This window comes from Rhizobium sp. P1_B8, assembly GCF_056406515.1.
Window position 1 is genome coordinate 1 of record NZ_JBFTZZ010000007.1, and the last position, 16,138, is coordinate 16,138.

Sequence of the window (16,138 nt, forward strand, 5' to 3'; positions counted from 1 at the left end):
CGATCATCGCCAATGATATGACGAGACATCCGTTCCCACTGGTCATCCTGAAGAATCAAACGGTCTAAAATACCCATGGCTGCCTCCAAAAGACAGCATTGAATCAGACCAAAGCTCTTTTGGGAATCCTAAGAGTCCACACCTCCTAGCCGAACTTGCGCACCACTTCTTCCGGCTCGATGCCTTCGAGCCAGCCACCGGTAAAGCCGGCGCGCTCGAGGCCGAGACGGATGACCGGCGATTGCCGCATCAGCTTCCAGATGAAGTCGGAGCGCTCGTTCTCGATGGTCATGACGACAAGACCCTGGTCGATGCCGACGGTGCGGTCGTCGACCCAGCCTTCCGGCCGCTTGGTCTTGACGGTCGGGTTGAAGCCACCAGGGAAGCCGCCTTCCAAGAGCAGGTTCGGATAGGTGGTCAGAAGCGCCTTGGTGCCGTCGAGAGCCGCCTGCCGGTCGTAGGGCAGGCAGGCAAGTGCTGCCCAAGGTGCGATCGTGCCGTCATCCGGGCCGAGCGGTGCGCCACGTGCAGCATAGCCCAGAACCTTCGGCTGGCGGCCGCCGCGCATACGCCGTGTCGGCGGGGGGCCGTCACAGGCAGAGAAACCCCAGATATTCTTGTTGTAGCCGACGAACTGGCCGGGATTGCGTTCGGCATAGTCACGCTGGACGTCGATCATCACCTGCGTGTTGCGGAAATAGTCCCAGTTTCGCTCCGCCATCGGCTTGTCCTGAATGGTGCGGAAATCGATCCAGGCATGCGAGAAGAGGTGGATGAAGAGCGGCCCGGCATAGAGATAGGACTGCTCGCCATGCAGCATCCAGGAATAGCTTGACGTGAAGGCGTCGTAGCTCGATTGCGGGATCGGGTGCGTCGGCGAAGCGAGCGCCAGCGTATAGAGAATGATCGCCTCGTCGAAGCCGTGATAGCGCCAACGCAGGAAGCCGGATGAGGGCTTCCAACCCATGGAAATGGTGTCGCCCTTGTTCAGCGCCCAGCGCCAGTCGACGCGCTCGTAGATGAAGGTGGCGAGTTCACGGATTTCAGTCTCCGTCTCGTCGTCTTCGCGATTGAAATACTGTGCGGCCGTGAGGATGCCGGCGACGAGCAGCGCCGTATCGATGGTCGAAAGCTCGCTGTTCCAGGCGCGATGGCCGGTATCCATGTGCAGGAAGTGGTAGAAGAAGCCGCGGTGGCCGGTGGCGTGGCGTTCCTCGCCCTGGCGCGCCTCGGCGAAGAACCGCAGCGTATTGACCGTGCGTTCGGCTGCCTCCTCGCGGCTGATCCATAAACGCTCGACACCAACAGGATAGGAGGAAAGCGCAAAGCCGACGGCTGCGATGCTGCACGGAACCCCGCCGATCGACGTGTCCGCCACAAGGCCATTTTCGGGATTGGTATATTTCAGGAAGTACTTGAACGCCGAATGCTGCAGCCTGTCGACGAGCGCTGCATCAATGTCTTCAATCCGTTGCAGCATAGGCTCCTACCCAACTGTTGCATCGCCCCATGCTTGAACATGGGGGCCGTCCCCGGGCAAATCAAACCTTTTTGATTCGCAAGGATAAGAGAACACAAAAGGGTGGAATCGGTCGTTAATAATTATCGGTAAAATAATATCTAGCAGAAGTCATATAAGCGGTGCAGCAAAAAAGACGGCCCGCGCGCCACCAGGACGGGTTATTTTCCCGCAATACTTGTTTATCGAGTGCTCTGAAGAGTGGATTTCACGCTCAGGCGGCTTCATCGACCCGCACCAGATGGCCCGCCGTCACTTCCCGGTATCGACGCGGCGGCGCGACGTAGCCAACCGGGCGAACGGGGCTCTTGAGCTCGTCGGTTCCGAGGTTGCGCTTGATGCCGCGACGTGAGGGGTCGGGAACCGGCACGGCTGCCATCAGCTTCTTCGTGTAGGGGTGCTGTGGGTTGCTGAACAATTCCGCGCGCGGGCCGATCTCGACGATTTCGCCGAGATACATCACCGCGACCCGGTGACTGACGCGCTCAACCACCGCCATGTCATGGGAAATGAACAGGAAAGCGAGGTTGAGACTTTGCTGCAGGTCCATCAGCAGATTGCAGACCTGTGCCTTGATCGAGACATCGAGGGCCGAAACGCTTTCGTCGGCGACGATCACCTTCGGATCGAGTGCGAGCGCGCGGGCGATGCAGATGCGCTGGCGCTGACCGCCGGAAAATTCGTGCGGGTAACGTTTCATCATGTCGGGTTTCAGCCCGACGCGTTCGAGAAGATCGGCCGCCTTGTCGCGGGCCTGGGCGCGGGTGCCGAGGCCGTGTTCGGTGATGGGTTCGGCGACGGCGGCGCCGACGGTCATGCGCGGGTTGAGGCTGGCGAAGGGATCCTGAAAGATCATCTGGATGCTGCGGCGCATCCGCCTGAGACTGACGGCGTCAAGGCTCAGCACGTCATAGCCGTCGAGGCTGACGCTGCCGCCGTTCGGCTGGACGAGGCGGGTGATCGAGCGGCCGGTGGTCGACTTGCCGCAGCCGGATTCGCCGACGAGCGACAGCGTCTCGCCCTGGAAGAGATCGAAGGAGACGTCCTCGACCGCATGGATCGCGCCCGTCTTGCGACCGAGCAGCCCGCCGCGGATATCGAAACGGGTCACGAGGTTCTTGACTTCGAGGATCGGTGTCCGGCGGCGGTCGACGGTATCGGCCACCTCGACCGGCTCGCGGCGTTCGCCGGTCGTGGTATCGATGACGGGGAAACGCAGCGGCCATTTCCGGTCGGCCATCGAGCCGAGGCGCGGCACGGCCGAGAGCAGTGCGCGGGTATAGGGATGCCTGCCGCGATGGAAGATGTCGTCGGTCGTGCCGGTTTCCACCGCCTCGCCGCGATACATGACGATGGTGCGGTCAGCGATTTCGGCGACGACGCCCATGTCGTGGGTGATGAAGAGAACGGACATGCCCTCTTCTTCCTGCAGCATCTTGATCAGGTCGAGGATCTGGCCCTGGATCGTCACATCGAGCGCCGTCGTCGGCTCGTCGGCGATCAACAGTTTCGGCCGGCTGGCGAGCGCCATGGCGATCATCACGCGCTGGCGCATGCCGCCGGAGAATTGGTGCGGATATTCGTCGAAGCGCGAAGCGGCGTTGGGGATACGGACCTTTCCCAGCAGGCGCACGGTCTCGGCCCGCGCCTCGGCCTTGCCGATCTCGCCGTGGCAGGTGAGCGCTTCGGAGATCTGGCGGCCGATGGTGAAGATCGGGTTGAGGGATGTCATCGGCTCCTGGAAGATCATGGCCGCGTCGTTGCCGCGCACCTGCCGCATCTCCTTTTCCGAAAGGGTGAGAACATCCTTGCCGTTCAAGGTGATGGCGCCATCGATGCGGCTCGATCCCTTGGCGAGCAACCGCATGATCGAAAGGGAGGTGACGCTCTTGCCCGAGCCGCTTTCGCCGACGATCGCCACCGTCTCGCCAGGCATGACGTCGAAGGAGACGTCGCGCACCACCGGCTTCCAGTCGCCATCGACGAGGAAGGAGGTTGTCAGGTTCCGGACGGAGAGAACCGGAGAGGCGGGGGCCGAAGAAACATCACGCATGTCGTTCCCATAGTTTTATCTGATTCACGTCTTCAAAGGTGTGGCGAAGGAGGCGGAAGGCCTGCCTGCCGTGATGCGGGCCGCTTCCAGCGTCGCGATCTTTTCGTCGATCTCGCGCCTGTCGGTCATGCCGTTCGGATTTTGCCGCGTGGCCATCGTCTCGGCGACATGCAGGTAACGTTCACCCGCCACTGCATGGAGGCGGACAAGTTCGGCAAGCGGATCGGGATGATCGTCGGCGCGGATGCTCAGCCAGGGATAATCCTGATCGCGATGGATGACGAGGGCGGCGGACTGCCTGCCGCGCTTGTCGCCGCCGGCATCCTCGCCTGCCTGCATCGCCAGCAGCAGGCGTTCGGCCAGCGGCTTGTCCATCGCCTTGTTGTAGGTGGCAAGCGTCTCGGCGACGACGTCGGGACCCGCGAGCATGTTGCCGGCGACCGAGACGTTTTCGTCGATCAGATGCCCCGCCCAGTCGATGCACGCGGTGCCGGTGAAGGCGGCGTTGCGCCCCTTCGCATCGATGAGGTGCAGCTGCCGTTGATCGCGGCCGGCGTCACGCGCGGTCAGGTCGGCGATGATTTCCTCCGGCGCCTTGCCGGTGGCCAGCAGCGACAGGCCGTCGACGCCGTAAAGCGGGCTGACGAAGGCTTGCGTGGCGACGGCGCCGATGCCGCCGCGAATATACGGCACAAGGGTGCCGACGGCGAAGAAGCGGGTCGCGACGGCGATGCCGAGATGACCGGTCGAGGGATCACGGGCGACGATGGACCAGGTCATGGTTATCGTCCGATCGCATAGGCCTGCATCAGGCGCGGGGTGGCTGCGGCGCGCAACAGTCCGTCGCTATCGCGTCTCGCGGCGGTCAGCCGGCCGATCGTCCAGGGATCGGCGACCGTCAGCTTGTGGCCCTTGCGGCGCAGGGCATCAAGGACCTCGGGGCCGAAATTCGCCTCCGCCATCAGGCTGCCGGGTTCGCGGGTGCGGGGATAGAACGAGCCTGGAAAATGCGAGGTGTGGAACAGCGGCTGGTCGATCGCCGCCTGCAGGTTCAGCTGGTGATGCGCATAACGCAGGAAGAAGGAGAGCTGCCACTGCTCCTGCTGGTCGCCGCCCGGTGTGCCGAAGGCCAGCGTCGGGCGGCCCTCGTAGAGGCCGAGCGACGGCGTCAGCGTCGTGCGCGGCCGTTTGCCGGGGGCAAGCGACGTCGGCAGGCCTGGTTTCAGCCAGAACATCTGGGCGCGGGAATTGAGGCAAAAGCCAAGACCGGGCACGGTCGGCGAGGATTGCAGCCAGCCGCCTGATGGCGTGACGGAGACCATGTTGCCGTCGCGGTCGATCACGTCGATATGCACCGTGTCGCCGCGCTTTTCGGAAAGATGCGCCATGGTCGGCTCGTAGACGGCGCCGGTTTTCGAATCCGCGCCGAGCATCGTCATCGTCAGATCATGCTGCGCCTCGAAGCCAGGCACGATGCCGGGGCGAAGATCGAAGGAGGCGTCTGCGCCGACCAGCTTGCGGCGCGCGGCTGCATAGGTCTCCGACAGCAGGTGCGCGACAGGGATCTCCGAGAAATCAGGATCGCCGTAATAGACTTCGCGGTCGGCGAAGGCGAGCTTCATCGCCTCGACGACGGTATGGACGAAATCGGCGCCAACGGGGTTCATCGCGGCGAGATCGAAGCCCTTGAGGATCGACAGGGTCTGCAGGAAGACCGGACCCTGGCCCCAGGGGCCGATCTTGGCGATGGTCCAGCCATGATAATCATAGGTCAGCGGCTCCTCGATGGTTGCCGACCAGTTCGCCATGTCGTTGGCAGTCAAAACGCCCTTGTGGCGGTTGCCGCTCGCATCCATCACCTCTGCAGTTTTGAGATAGTCATCGATCGTCTCGGCGACGAAGCCGCGATAGAAGGCGTCGCGGGCCGCCTCGACCTGCGCTTCCCGGCCGCTTTTCGCCTCGGCCTCGGCGATGACGCGCTTCCAGGTTTCGGCAAGCACCGGATTTCTGAAATTCGCATGCGCTTCGGGCGTGCTGCCATTGGGCAGCCATGTCTTGTAGGAGGTCGGCCATTCCTTCTCGAAGAAGGCGGCGAGCCCCTTGATGGTGGCAGAGACGCGCGGCAGCATCGGATGGCCGTGTTCGGCGTAGTAGATGGCTGGCTCGAGCACCTCGCGCACGCTCATCGAGCCGTAGTCGCGCAGCATCAGCATCCAGCCGTCGAAGGAGCCGGGGATGACGGTCGCAAGCAGCCCGTCGCCGGGGATCAGGCTCAGGCCTTCCGCCGTGTAGTGTTCGATCGTTGCGCCGGCGGGGGCGGGCCCCTGCGCGCAGATGACCTCGACCTTGTCCTTCTTTTTTGAATAGATCACCGCCGGCAGGTCGCCGCCCGGGCCGCAAAGATGCGGCTCGACGATCTGCAGTACGAAGCCCGTCGCCACCGCCGCGTCGAAGGCGTTGCCACCCTTTTCGAGAATGCTCATGCCGACCGCCGAGGCAATCCAGTGCGTCGAGGTAACGACACCGAAGGTGCCGAGGATCTCGGGACGGGTCGTGAATGCGGTCATGTCAAATGTCCTTTCGAGAAATCATGCTTCGCGCGGATCAAGCGCATCGCGCAGGCCGTCGCCTAAGAGATTGAAACCGATGACGACGAGGAAGATCGCGGCACCCGGCCACATCGCCATCCATGGCGCCTGGGAGAGGAAATTCTTGGCGACGTTCAGCATCGAGCCCCAGCTCGGCGCCGGCGGTTGCTGTCCGAGGCCGAGAAAGGAGAGGCTCGCCTCGGCGATGATCGCGGTTGCGATCGTCAACGTCGCCTGCACGAGGATCGGCGCAAAGACGTTCGGCAGGATATAGCGGGTGATGATGCTCGAGGACCGGAGGCCGATCGAGCGGGCGCCCTCGACATATTCCTCGGTCTTGACCGAAAGCACCTGGCCGCGCGTCAGCCGCACGAAGACGGGCATGGCCGAAAGGCCGATCGCAATCATCGCATTGGTCAGGCTCGGACCAAGAAAGGCTGCGAGCGCGATCGCGGTGATGAGGAAAGGCATGGCCAGAAAGGCTTCGGTGATGCGGGAGATGACCATGTCGATCCAGCCGCCGAAATAACCGGAGATAAGGCCGAAGGGCACGCCGATGACAACGGCGATCGCCACCGAGAAGACGCCTGCCATCAGCGAAGCCTGCGCGCCCCAGATCATCCGGGAAAGAATGTCGCGGCCGATGTCGTCGGTGCCAAGCCAATGGGCGGCGGAGGGGGCCTTGCGGATCGCCGACCAGCTTGTGGCGTTCGGATCGGGAATCGGAAGAAGGGGGGCGGCAACCGCGAGGATGGCGAAGAAGGCGATGATCGCAAGGCCGACGAGAGCGCCCTTGTTGGCCTTCAGCTTGCGCCAGGCGCGGCTCGGCGTGCGGTCGACCGCGGAGGGAATGCCGGTCTCTCCGATCGCGGTCATAGGGCGGCCCTCACGCGCGGATTGAGCAGGACGTAGAGGATGTCGGCCAAGAGGTTCATCAGAATGAAGCCGATCGCGGTGCAGATCACCACGCCCTGGACGACGGCGTAGTCGCGGTTGAAGACGGCGTCGACGATGAGCTTTCCAAAACCCGGAATGGTGAAGATCTGTTCTGTCAGCACGGCGCCGGCGAGCAGTTCGCCGAACAGCAGCGCGGTCAGCGTCACGATCGGCAGCACCGCATTGCGGAAGCTGTGTTCGAGCACGACGGTGCTTTCCGGCAGTCCCTTGGCGCGGGCGGTGCGGATGTAGTCGGCGCTCAGCACACTGAGCATTGCCGAGCGGGTATGCCGCATCAGGGTCGCAGCCAGCGCGTTACCGAGCACGAAGGAGGGCATCAGCATGGTTTCCAGCGATCGCAGTGGGTTGCTGAAGAAGGGTTCGTAGCCCGATGCCGGCAGCCAGCCGAGATTGACCGAAACCAGGAGGATCAACATGATGCCGAGCCAGAAATTCGGGATCGACAGACCGGTCAGCGCGATGATGTTGGCGAGATAGTCGATCATCGTGTTCTTCTTGACGGCTGCCAGGATGCCCATCGGCACGCCGATCGCAAAGGCGAAGATCATCGACATGATGGCAAGCTGGATGGTGACCGGCAGCTTTTCGCCGACGAGTTGCAGAACCGGCTGATTGGTGCGCAGCGAGATACCAAGATCGCCCTGAAGGGCGGCACCCAGCCAGCGGACATATTGATAGGGCACGGGATCGTTCAGCCGGTATTTCTCGCGCAGGAATTCGAGAACCTGCGGGTCGCGTTCCTCGCCGGCCATGGCGAGGATCGGATCGCCGGGCAGCAGCTTCTGCAGCGAGAAGACGAAGATCGAAATGATCAAAAGCGTCGGTATGGCGACCAAGAGCCGTTTGGCGATGTAGGTATACATGGGCGATCCTGACACGACCAAAGCATGTCGCGCAAAAGTGTGCAGCGGTTTTGCGATAACGACATGCGCAAACAAAAAGCTAAAGCGCGTGAAGCGAATCTGAAAGATTGCGACGCGCTTTAGAATCATGCGGCGGAGGTTTCCGCCCCATGATTTTGCTTATGATCAGCCGGCTTTCTTCACGCCGACGAGGCGGATCATGCCATCCGGCGACGGGATGAAGCCGGTGATGTTCTTGTGCAGCGCCCAGATCCAGGACTGATGGCCGAGATAGATGATCGGCAGATCATCGTTCAAGATGACGGCGGCAGCATCGTATTTCTGCTTGCGCACGGCATCGTCGGTCGATGCGCGGGCTTCGTTCAGCAGCTTGTCCACCTCGGGGTTGCAGTATTTCGTGTCGTTGATGCCACCCTTGCAGGTGATGAACTGGTGGATGTTGCCATCGGGATCGACGCGGCCGGACCAGTCGGAACGGCTGAGCTGATAGTTGCCGGCCGTCTGCTCGCTCAGCAGCGTGGCGAATTCCGTCGACTTCAAGCTCACGTCAAAGCCGGCTTCGCCGACCATCGACTGGATGATCTGCATCATCTGCATGGCAACAGGATTGTTCGGGATCTGCAGCTCGATCGGCACGCGGTCGAAGCCGGCTTCCTTGATCAGGGCCTTGGCCTTGTCGAGATCACGGGCGGGGACGGGAATATCCTTGTTGAACCATGGACTGCTTGGCGGGAAGGGCTGGTTGCCGGAAACGGCCGTGCCTTCATAGACGATCTGGTTGACGGCATCGCGGTCGATCGCCAGCGAGAAGGCCTGGCGCAGGCGTTTGTCCTTGCCGAAAGCATTGTCGGCACGCGCACCATTGCCGATATTGGTATAGAGCGCCATGTAGCCGGTGCCGACGGCGTCGGCATAGACGAGGCTCGAATCCGCCTTCACCGCCTCAGCGTCGGTCGCCGCCAGGCGCTCGATCATGTCGAGATCGCCGGACCGCAGATTGGCGAGACGCACCGTCGTATCCGGGATCGGCAGATAGGTCAGCTTGTCGATGAAGATCTTGTCCTTGTTCCAATAGTCCTGGAACTTTTCGAGCACGATGCGGTCCTGCTGGACGCGCTCGACGAACTTGAACGGACCGGCGCAGACCGGGTGATCGCCGAACTTGGCGCCGAGTTCCTTGGCGGCCTTCGGCGAGACGATCATGCCTGCGCGGTCGGAAAGCTGGGCAAGGAGGGTGACGTCAGGCGCCTTGAGGGTGAACTTGACCTCGTATTCGCTTGTCGCCTCGACCTTTGCGACCGAGCTGAGCTCGCTCTTGCGGCGTGATTCCGGCAGGGTGATGTTGCGCTCGATCGTGGCGACGACGGCTTCGGCGTTGAAGGGGGTCTCGTCATGGAACTTGACGCCTTGGCGCAGCTTCATGGTGAGCTCTTTGCCGTCCGCCGACCAGCTCCATTCGGTGGCAAGCTGCGGCACGATCTTCAGATCCGGCGAGACGTCGACGAGCTTGTCGCACATTGCAGTATAAACGATGCGGCCGACGAAGGTGCGCGACTGCGCGGGATCGAGCACGTCGGCATCGTCCTGCAGGCCGATCTTCAGGTCGACGGCGAAGGCAGGAAGCGCAAACAGCGCGCCGGCAACGGTGGCGGTCAGCAATTTGGCGATCTTCATTCCATTCTCCTCTGTTCTGTTTTGTTTGGTTTTTGCTTCCATTCCGGCGGGTATGGCCCGTCCGTGCTTTTTCTCCCTGCTCACCCGGTCAGGCGAGGGTCTTGTCGACCTCCGTTTCGCTATGGTCGAGCGAGGTGATGCGGATGAGGCTTTCCTGCAGTGTCAGCAGATGCTGGCGCATGGCTTCGCCCGCCCTGGCAGGATCACGAGCGGCGATCGCATCGACGATTGCCGTGTGCTGGCCGAAGGTGACGGGCCGCGTCCGGCTGGCGCTGCGGGCGCGCTCACGGATCGTCTGCCAGGCCTCGTCCTGGCGCACCCGGTTGATGACGTCGAAGATGGTGAGAAAGAAACCGTTGCCGGCGCATTGGGCGATCTGGCGGTGCAGCGCCCCGTCCCAGAGTTCGCGTCCGTCGGCATCGGTGCTTTCGTAGATCTTCTTCACCAGATCGTACATGCGCTCGATATCGGCGGCCTTGGCGCGCATGGCGGCAAGCTGGGCGAGCTGCGGCTCGATGCGCAGGCGCACTTCCATGACTTCCATGAGATCGGTGCCGGCAACGATCGAGCCGACATGATCGCTCCAGCCGTCGGGGCGCGGGCCGGCATAGGTGCCGGAGCCTTGGCGGCGCCAGATGCGGCCCTCGGCCTCCAGCACTTCCAGGGCGCGGCGGACGGCACGGCGGCCGACGCCAAGCATTTCCGAAAGGGTGCGCTCGGTCGGCAGCTTGCCGTCGGCGTCGAGACTGTCGGACCGCAGCAGAGCCCTCAGCCTCTCCAGCGCATAATTCGAATTGCCCTGCGTCTCATCCATCGGCATTCGCTTAAATGGTCCGTACCAATTTTCTATTGGTTCAGTGCAAACCAAATCATGCCAAGCGTCAAGCGCTTTTTTGTGCAATTCCAAATCTGCTTGTTTTTTGCTCAATTCCCGCTATTGCCGCGATACGGGAAAACAGTCGACCGCGGCGACAGGGCGGCGCGATCGACAATGTTATTCAGAAAAATGCAATTGGTTCAGGTGAAGCTCAGGCCGGCGTCGAGCGTGCGGAGAGAAAGATCTGCGGCTCGAAGGCAAAATCCTTGTCGAAGGGATAGGTCGGATGCTGCTTGCGCAGCCGCGGCAGGCGCTCGACGAACTGGTCGACAACACCTGTCGACAGCGCCATCAGGTTCGGATTGGCAATCGGGGCCAGTTCCGGCGAGAGATAGCCCGATTTGACGACGATGATCTTCGCCCGGTGCGGGTCGAGGCCGAGCCGGGTGAAATCGACGATATTGTGATAGGGCCGGCGTTTGGCGGAGAGCACCAGATCAATTCCACTGACCGAAACCACCGCCTGGCGGTCGGCAGGATCTGATGTCTCATGCAGGAACTTGACCGTGAAGCGGGCGAAGACCGGCTTGCTGCCCTTGGTATCGAGCGAGGCGCCGACGCTGAGCTCCAGTTCCGAGCCTATGCCTGCGGCATAACAGGCCTCGGTCGCCGCCTTGTCGGCGATGCCAGCAAAGACGACGCCGGTGGCATCCCTGGCGATCAGTTCGGCCAGTACATCGGCCCGGTCCCCGACGCCGCCGCCTGTGGGGTTGTCGCCGGATTCGGCAAGTACCACTGGCGCGGTCGGGCTGGCGATCGCCCTTTCGACGCATTCTTCGACCGAGCCGGTCTCGCAGCCGAAGACAAAGTCTTCGCGCGCATCCCAATAGGCCTTGGCGAGGCGGTTGGCCTCGCGCTCCAGCACGGCGCGGTCGGTGCCGGTCATGATGGCGGCAGCCGTGGCGCGCGGTTCGTCGGCCCAGACATAGCCGACCATCAGCGATGCGTCCCAGACGCCATCAATCGCATCGATCCCGGGCAGCATGTCATAGAGGCTCTTTGCCGGCTCATCGACGGTGCTGGTGCGTTCGCCGGGCAGCACGACCGGGATCGGCGCCCAGAGAAGGGTCGGCCTCACGCCAGTTTTCAGGCTCTTGACCAGCATGCAGACGGAGCGGCGCATCGTCTCCTCGACATCGATATGCGGCGCGGTGCGATAGGTGGAATAGATGTCGAGCGCATCGATGATGCGCTGCGTGACGTTGCCGTGCAGGTCGTAGCTTGCCGAAACGGTGCAATCTTCGCCGACCAGCGCGCGGGCCGCACTGATCCAGTCGCCTTCGGCATCTTCCATGCCCTCGACATACATGGCGCCGTGCATGGCGAGATAGAGACCGTCAAGCGGCAGCATCGGCTTCAGCCGCTCGAGGAATTCGCCCTTGAAGGCCTCGTAGGTGGCGCGCGAAACCGGGCCGCCGGCGATGGCGCGTGCATGGATGGTCGGCAAGAACTCGGCATCGTAATCCTTGAGGAAGGCGAAATACGGCGCTTCCAGCAGCGCCTCGCCGCGCAGCACGCGAAAATCCTTCTCTTCGTTCAGGACGGGGTTGTATGTGCTGCATTCGATATGAATGCCACCGACGGCGATGCGCATGGGAAACCTCAGTTGATGTTGGGAGCAATCAGGACGTTATGGGTGGCGATGCTGGCAACCCGGCTCGAGCGCCGGCATCGACGTGCTGGTGCTGGATCTGTGTTGGTCGACGGGTTTGTGCTGCGATAAACTGAACATTCGGGATTCGATCCGAAGACGCGTCCTTTTGCCTCGACAATAAGTTTACAAACGAACCAATCAACCAAAATAATTGCAATCTTGATCTTCTAAGCCGGCGTTGAGGTGGAAGGTGCTGTAATCGGTGAGCCACCGACCGACTCGGTTTCTTCCGTCGGATGCCGCGATCCGATTGCTGCCGACAAACGCGGGCCGCGTCGCCATAAGGAAAAAAAATCCCACTTCGGGATCCCGAAATTCCTCCGCTTCGGGATTCCGAAATTCGTCGCGTTTTGGGCGGTGTTGCCGCGGGGAAACATCCAATGATTTCAACACCGCAACCAATTTCGGGATTCCGAAGTGCTATATAGATTATGGTGGGGGTCGGAGACGTAGCGCAAGGCGTCAAATCAGCTCTTGTGCGCAAGCTCCTTAGCGGCTTCATCGTGTAGATGGTTTAAAATGTCATAGATGTGCGTTACCGGGCACCCGAATATCTTGCGCTCCGATTTTTTCCATGACGACTGAATTGCTACGATCCAATATTTGTTGAGGCGCTCGGTGTTGAAACCAAAAATCGGCCCACCACTCATGCCCTCAAGGCTCTGTAAATCGGTCTGACTGTCGATCGTGGCGATAAATCGGGGAAAGAGCGTGGTCTGCTCCTCCGCTTCGACTTTCTTCAGCCTGAGCATTGTCATTCCGACAGTGGCGTTTCCCGAAGGAGATACCCTCTCGGATGTTAGCTCAGCGGGGAGGCCAAGCAGAAAAAAGACGTCGAGGTCGGCAGGTTCGTTCCGCGAAGCCTCGTACGTGAGCGGGATAATGTTGTGTTTCTCGATTAGCCGCGCTTGGTGCTCATGAAGAAACAAGACACCGAAATCTAGTCCCTGCTCGTCATTGTGGAAATGCAGACGTGGCGAAGTCTTGAGATCATAAGGGACGCCGAGGTCGCTGAGCTTGGTATCGCCGAACGTGTCAAGCAACTGGCAGCCAATGCTCAAGATGTCCGGATGGTTCACGGCCTCATCAATATATTCGACCACATGACCCGCTGTCAGAATGCCAAGTATGTCTCCGATGCGTATCAACAACCCAGAAGCCACAAAGAAGCGGTCGGGACCGTGATCGCCCTTGATGCGAGAGTTGACGCTTATCGCCACAAAGTGGCGAGCTAAAAATGTTTGAGCATCAGTCATTCGCTGCTGCACCAGGATTTCGAGATGAAATCGGGATTCGGAACACATGAGTTTCGGAACGAATATGGTCCCTTGCCGTGCGTTGGCGCAAGGGCGTCAATCGCGGCGCTATGCAAACATTCAATTTTATTGGTTGAGAAACGAGGCCCAACTGCGAAGGCAACCTATCCTAGAGAATAGGTTTTTGCCCTCGAAAGATTTTGATATTTACGCTGCATCGCACAACGCGAATAGTCAAAAGCACGGCGAAATCGCTCGCGACATTGGGGCATGTCATGGGTAGTAGGACTGACAACGTCGGCCACTATAGGCGGATGCTCAATGAGCCCGCCATTGTTGTCGGGATCGCACATAGGCAGCGCCTGTCAACGAGCGGGCAACCATGAGCTTGCCTGGCTCCAGTGACCCTCTCGAGAGCTCGCCGGATGAGGCAATCGAGGCGCGCCGGGACGAAATGCCGGCTGCTGACCAGAATCCTGCAAACGAGATGTCGCGCGTTCTGAGGACAGCGCCAATTCATCTTGCGGCCGACCCCTCCGGCGGTGCAATCGCCCACTGGAATCACGACCCCTTGCATGATGTCGTCGAGCCCATGACCGACCACGTCATCATGGCTTACAACGGCGTGATACAGCGCATGGAACGGCGGTCCGGACGATCGGTCGAGAGCGGAACGTTTCGTCGCGGGGTTGTGATCATCATCCCGGCTGGATCAAGCTCCCGATGGGATATTCCAAAACCGGTTGATGTCGTTCAGCTCTATCTTCCCCGCTCGACACTGACGCGCATCGCCGACGAAACCGATACTTTCACGCCGACCGATCTCGTGGAGCGAACGGCGCATCCGGACCTCATTACATCCCGATTGCTCCTGAGCGCAGCCGATGTCCTGGAAGGCAATACGGCACTGGATACACTATTCAGGCAGCAGTTGACCGACCTTCTGGCCACGCGCCTGCTGGCTGCGCACACAGGCAAGGCACCGAGCTATCAGCCGGCGCTCGGCGGCCTCGCGCCGAGCGTGCTGCGCCGGGCCATCGAACGATTGCGGTCGGACGCCGACGCGGACGTCTCCCTCGCGGCCCTCGCTGCCGATTCCGGGCTGTCGCGTTTTCATTTCTGCCGTGCTTTCAAGGAAAGCACGGGGCTTTCACCTCACAACTGGCTGCGTCAATATCGGCTCGAGCAAGCCATAAACATGCTGCGCGATCCTCAAAATTCGATCGCGTTGGTTGCCGCCTCCCTCGGCTATGCCTCGCAAACAGCATTTGCAGCGGCATTCCGAAAATTGACCGGTGAAACACCGACTGATTGGCGCCGCCGCCACGGCTGACCGTCATCTCCTTTTGCCCTCGCCTCAGATTCCGGACTGTCCCGTTATTCGCTTCCACGCCATCGGCTCGAGCACGCGACGACCCTGCCGGGCAATCCCCCCGGGCATGGCGTTGGTCGCAGCCTCACTTGACTGCGCAAACAGCCTTGGCCGCCACTTTTCGAAAGCTGACCGGTAAAACGCCGGGCGATGAACTGCTGCGCACCCGCTAAACCGCAATTGCTCTGCAACGGTGCCAATCCCTCTGGCGCAGCTGTAGACGTGTTTCGCTAAACCACCATTGCGCCCATGCCAAAGGATCCTGCGGAGACAAGGGATGGTCTGGGACACCGATTACGGGTCGGTCGCAACGATGCGACCCGTAGCGGCTTGCATACCCGATTTTAGCAACTGTCCGTCCGGCGAGGACGGGCGCCGAAACAAATATTCTCCAAAGGATCAGCACAATGACCTCCATTACAACCAGCGACGGTGTTCAGCTTTTTTACAAGGACTGGGGACCGAAGTCCGCTCAGCCGATCGTCTTTCACCATGGCTGGCCCCTCAGCTCCGACGATTGGGATAATCAAATGCTCTTCTTCCTCGGCAAAGGCTTTCGCGTGATCGCTCATGATCGCCGCGGCCACGGCCGATCGAGCCAGGTGAGCGACGGTCATGACATGGATCACTACGCCTCCGATGTTGCCGCAATGATCGACCACCTCGATCTTCGCAACGCGATCCATGTCGGCCACTCTACCGGCGGCGGTGAAGCCGCGCGGTATGTCGCGCGGTACGGCAAAGGTCGCGTTGCCAAACTGATCCTGATTGCGGCCGTGCCGCCATTGATGTTGAAGACCGGCGCCAATCCCGGCGGTTTGCCGATCGAGGCATTCGACGGATTGCGCAGCCAGCTCGCTGCCAATCGCTCGCAGTTCTATCGCGATTTTCCGAGCGGCCCCTTCTACGGTTACAACCGCCCGGGTGCCGAGCCGTCGCAGGCGGTGATCTCGAATTGGTGGCGTCAGGGCATGATGGGCGGCGCGAAAGCGCATTACGAAGGCATTAAGGCATTCTCGGAGACGGATTTCACCGAGGACCTGAAGAGCATCACCGTGCCGACGCTGGTGCTGCATGGGGATGACGACCAGATCGTTCCCATCGGTGCTGCCGCTCCATTGTCGGCGAAGCTGCTGCAGGCCGGCACGCTGAAAATCTACGAGAAACTGCCGCATGGGCTGTGCACGACCCATGCAGATGTCGTCAATGCCGACATGCTGGCCTTCATCACCGCCTGAGCGACATCGCTTCACCAATCCGCGCGCCATCGTTACCGACCATCTCGCCGCCCATCGGGAGTGGCAACGGTGACGCGCGGCCCTTTG

General features: G+C 61.2%; 12 protein-coding genes and 1 pseudogene. 2 read left to right on the forward strand and 11 right to left on the reverse strand.

Going from position 1 to position 16,138, the window contains the following annotated elements; translation table 11 throughout:
• From AC1D2N_RS11410 to AC1D2N_RS11460, 11 genes and pseudogenes are all read right to left on the reverse strand, one after another.
• A pseudogene (locus AC1D2N_RS11410) lies at positions 1-77 on the reverse strand (IS5/IS1182 family transposase); the annotation flags it as partial.
• 68 nt (positions 78-145) lie between these two features.
• Entirely contained in the window at positions 146-1,480 is a 1,335-nt protein-coding gene (locus tag AC1D2N_RS11415) for a glucoamylase family protein (protein ID WP_047620252.1), read from the reverse strand.
• Between the two features lie 253 nt (positions 1,481-1,733).
• Entirely contained in the window at positions 1,734-3,572 is a 1,839-nt protein-coding gene (locus tag AC1D2N_RS11420) for an ABC transporter ATP-binding protein (RefSeq protein ID WP_113542411.1), read from the reverse strand.
• 24 nt (positions 3,573-3,596) lie between these two features.
• Positions 3,597-4,352 (reverse strand): DUF1028 domain-containing protein, encoded by a 756-nt coding sequence (locus AC1D2N_RS11425; RefSeq protein ID WP_113542412.1) that lies wholly within the window; start codon positions 4,350-4,352, stop codon positions 3,597-3,599.
• A gap of 2 nt (positions 4,353-4,354) precedes the next feature.
• Complete coding sequence (locus AC1D2N_RS11430; RefSeq protein WP_018448291.1) at positions 4,355-6,139, reverse strand: gamma-glutamyltransferase family protein; 1,785 nt, start codon at positions 6,137-6,139, stop codon at positions 4,355-4,357.
• Positions 6,140-6,160: 21 nt separating this feature from the next.
• A complete protein-coding gene (locus tag AC1D2N_RS11435) occupies positions 6,161-7,036 on the reverse strand; it encodes an ABC transporter permease (protein ID WP_113542414.1) in 876 nt (291 codons plus the stop codon).
• Positions 7,033-7,980: an ABC transporter permease gene (locus AC1D2N_RS11440; RefSeq protein WP_130653263.1), complete on the reverse strand. Its 948-nt coding sequence runs from the start codon at positions 7,978-7,980 to the stop codon at positions 7,033-7,035. The genes AC1D2N_RS11435 and AC1D2N_RS11440 overlap by 4 nt, the downstream gene beginning before the upstream one ends.
• 165 nt (positions 7,981-8,145) lie before the next feature.
• Positions 8,146-9,654, reverse strand: coding sequence for an ABC transporter substrate-binding protein (locus tag AC1D2N_RS11445; protein ID WP_130653262.1), 1,509 nt, complete (start codon positions 9,652-9,654; stop codon positions 8,146-8,148).
• An 88-nt stretch (positions 9,655-9,742) separates the two neighbouring features.
• Positions 9,743-10,474, reverse strand: a complete 732-nt coding sequence (locus AC1D2N_RS11450) for a FadR/GntR family transcriptional regulator (RefSeq protein ID WP_012759394.1) — start codon at positions 10,472-10,474, stop codon at positions 9,743-9,745.
• A gap of 208 nt (positions 10,475-10,682) precedes the next feature.
• Entirely contained in the window at positions 10,683-12,125 is a 1,443-nt protein-coding gene (locus AC1D2N_RS11455; protein ID WP_130653261.1) for a M81 family metallopeptidase, read from the reverse strand.
• A gap of 527 nt (positions 12,126-12,652) precedes the next feature.
• Positions 12,653-13,441 (reverse strand): hypothetical protein, encoded by a 789-nt coding sequence (locus tag AC1D2N_RS11460; RefSeq protein ID WP_130653260.1) that lies wholly within the window; start codon positions 13,439-13,441, stop codon positions 12,653-12,655.
• 382 nt (positions 13,442-13,823) lie between these two features.
• Here AC1D2N_RS11460 and AC1D2N_RS11465 point away from each other — a divergent pair, with 382 nt between their 5' ends.
• Both AC1D2N_RS11465 and AC1D2N_RS11470 read left to right on the forward strand, forming a co-directional pair.
• The gene (locus AC1D2N_RS11465) at positions 13,824-14,774 is read left to right on the forward strand and encodes a helix-turn-helix domain-containing protein (protein ID WP_130653259.1); all 951 of its coding nucleotides are present in this window, start codon (positions 13,824-13,826) and stop codon (positions 14,772-14,774) included.
• Between the two features lie 446 nt (positions 14,775-15,220).
• A complete protein-coding gene (locus AC1D2N_RS11470; protein WP_130653257.1) occupies positions 15,221-16,051 on the forward strand; it encodes an alpha/beta fold hydrolase in 831 nt (276 codons plus the stop codon).
• The last annotated feature ends 87 nt before the right edge of the window (positions 16,052-16,138 follow it).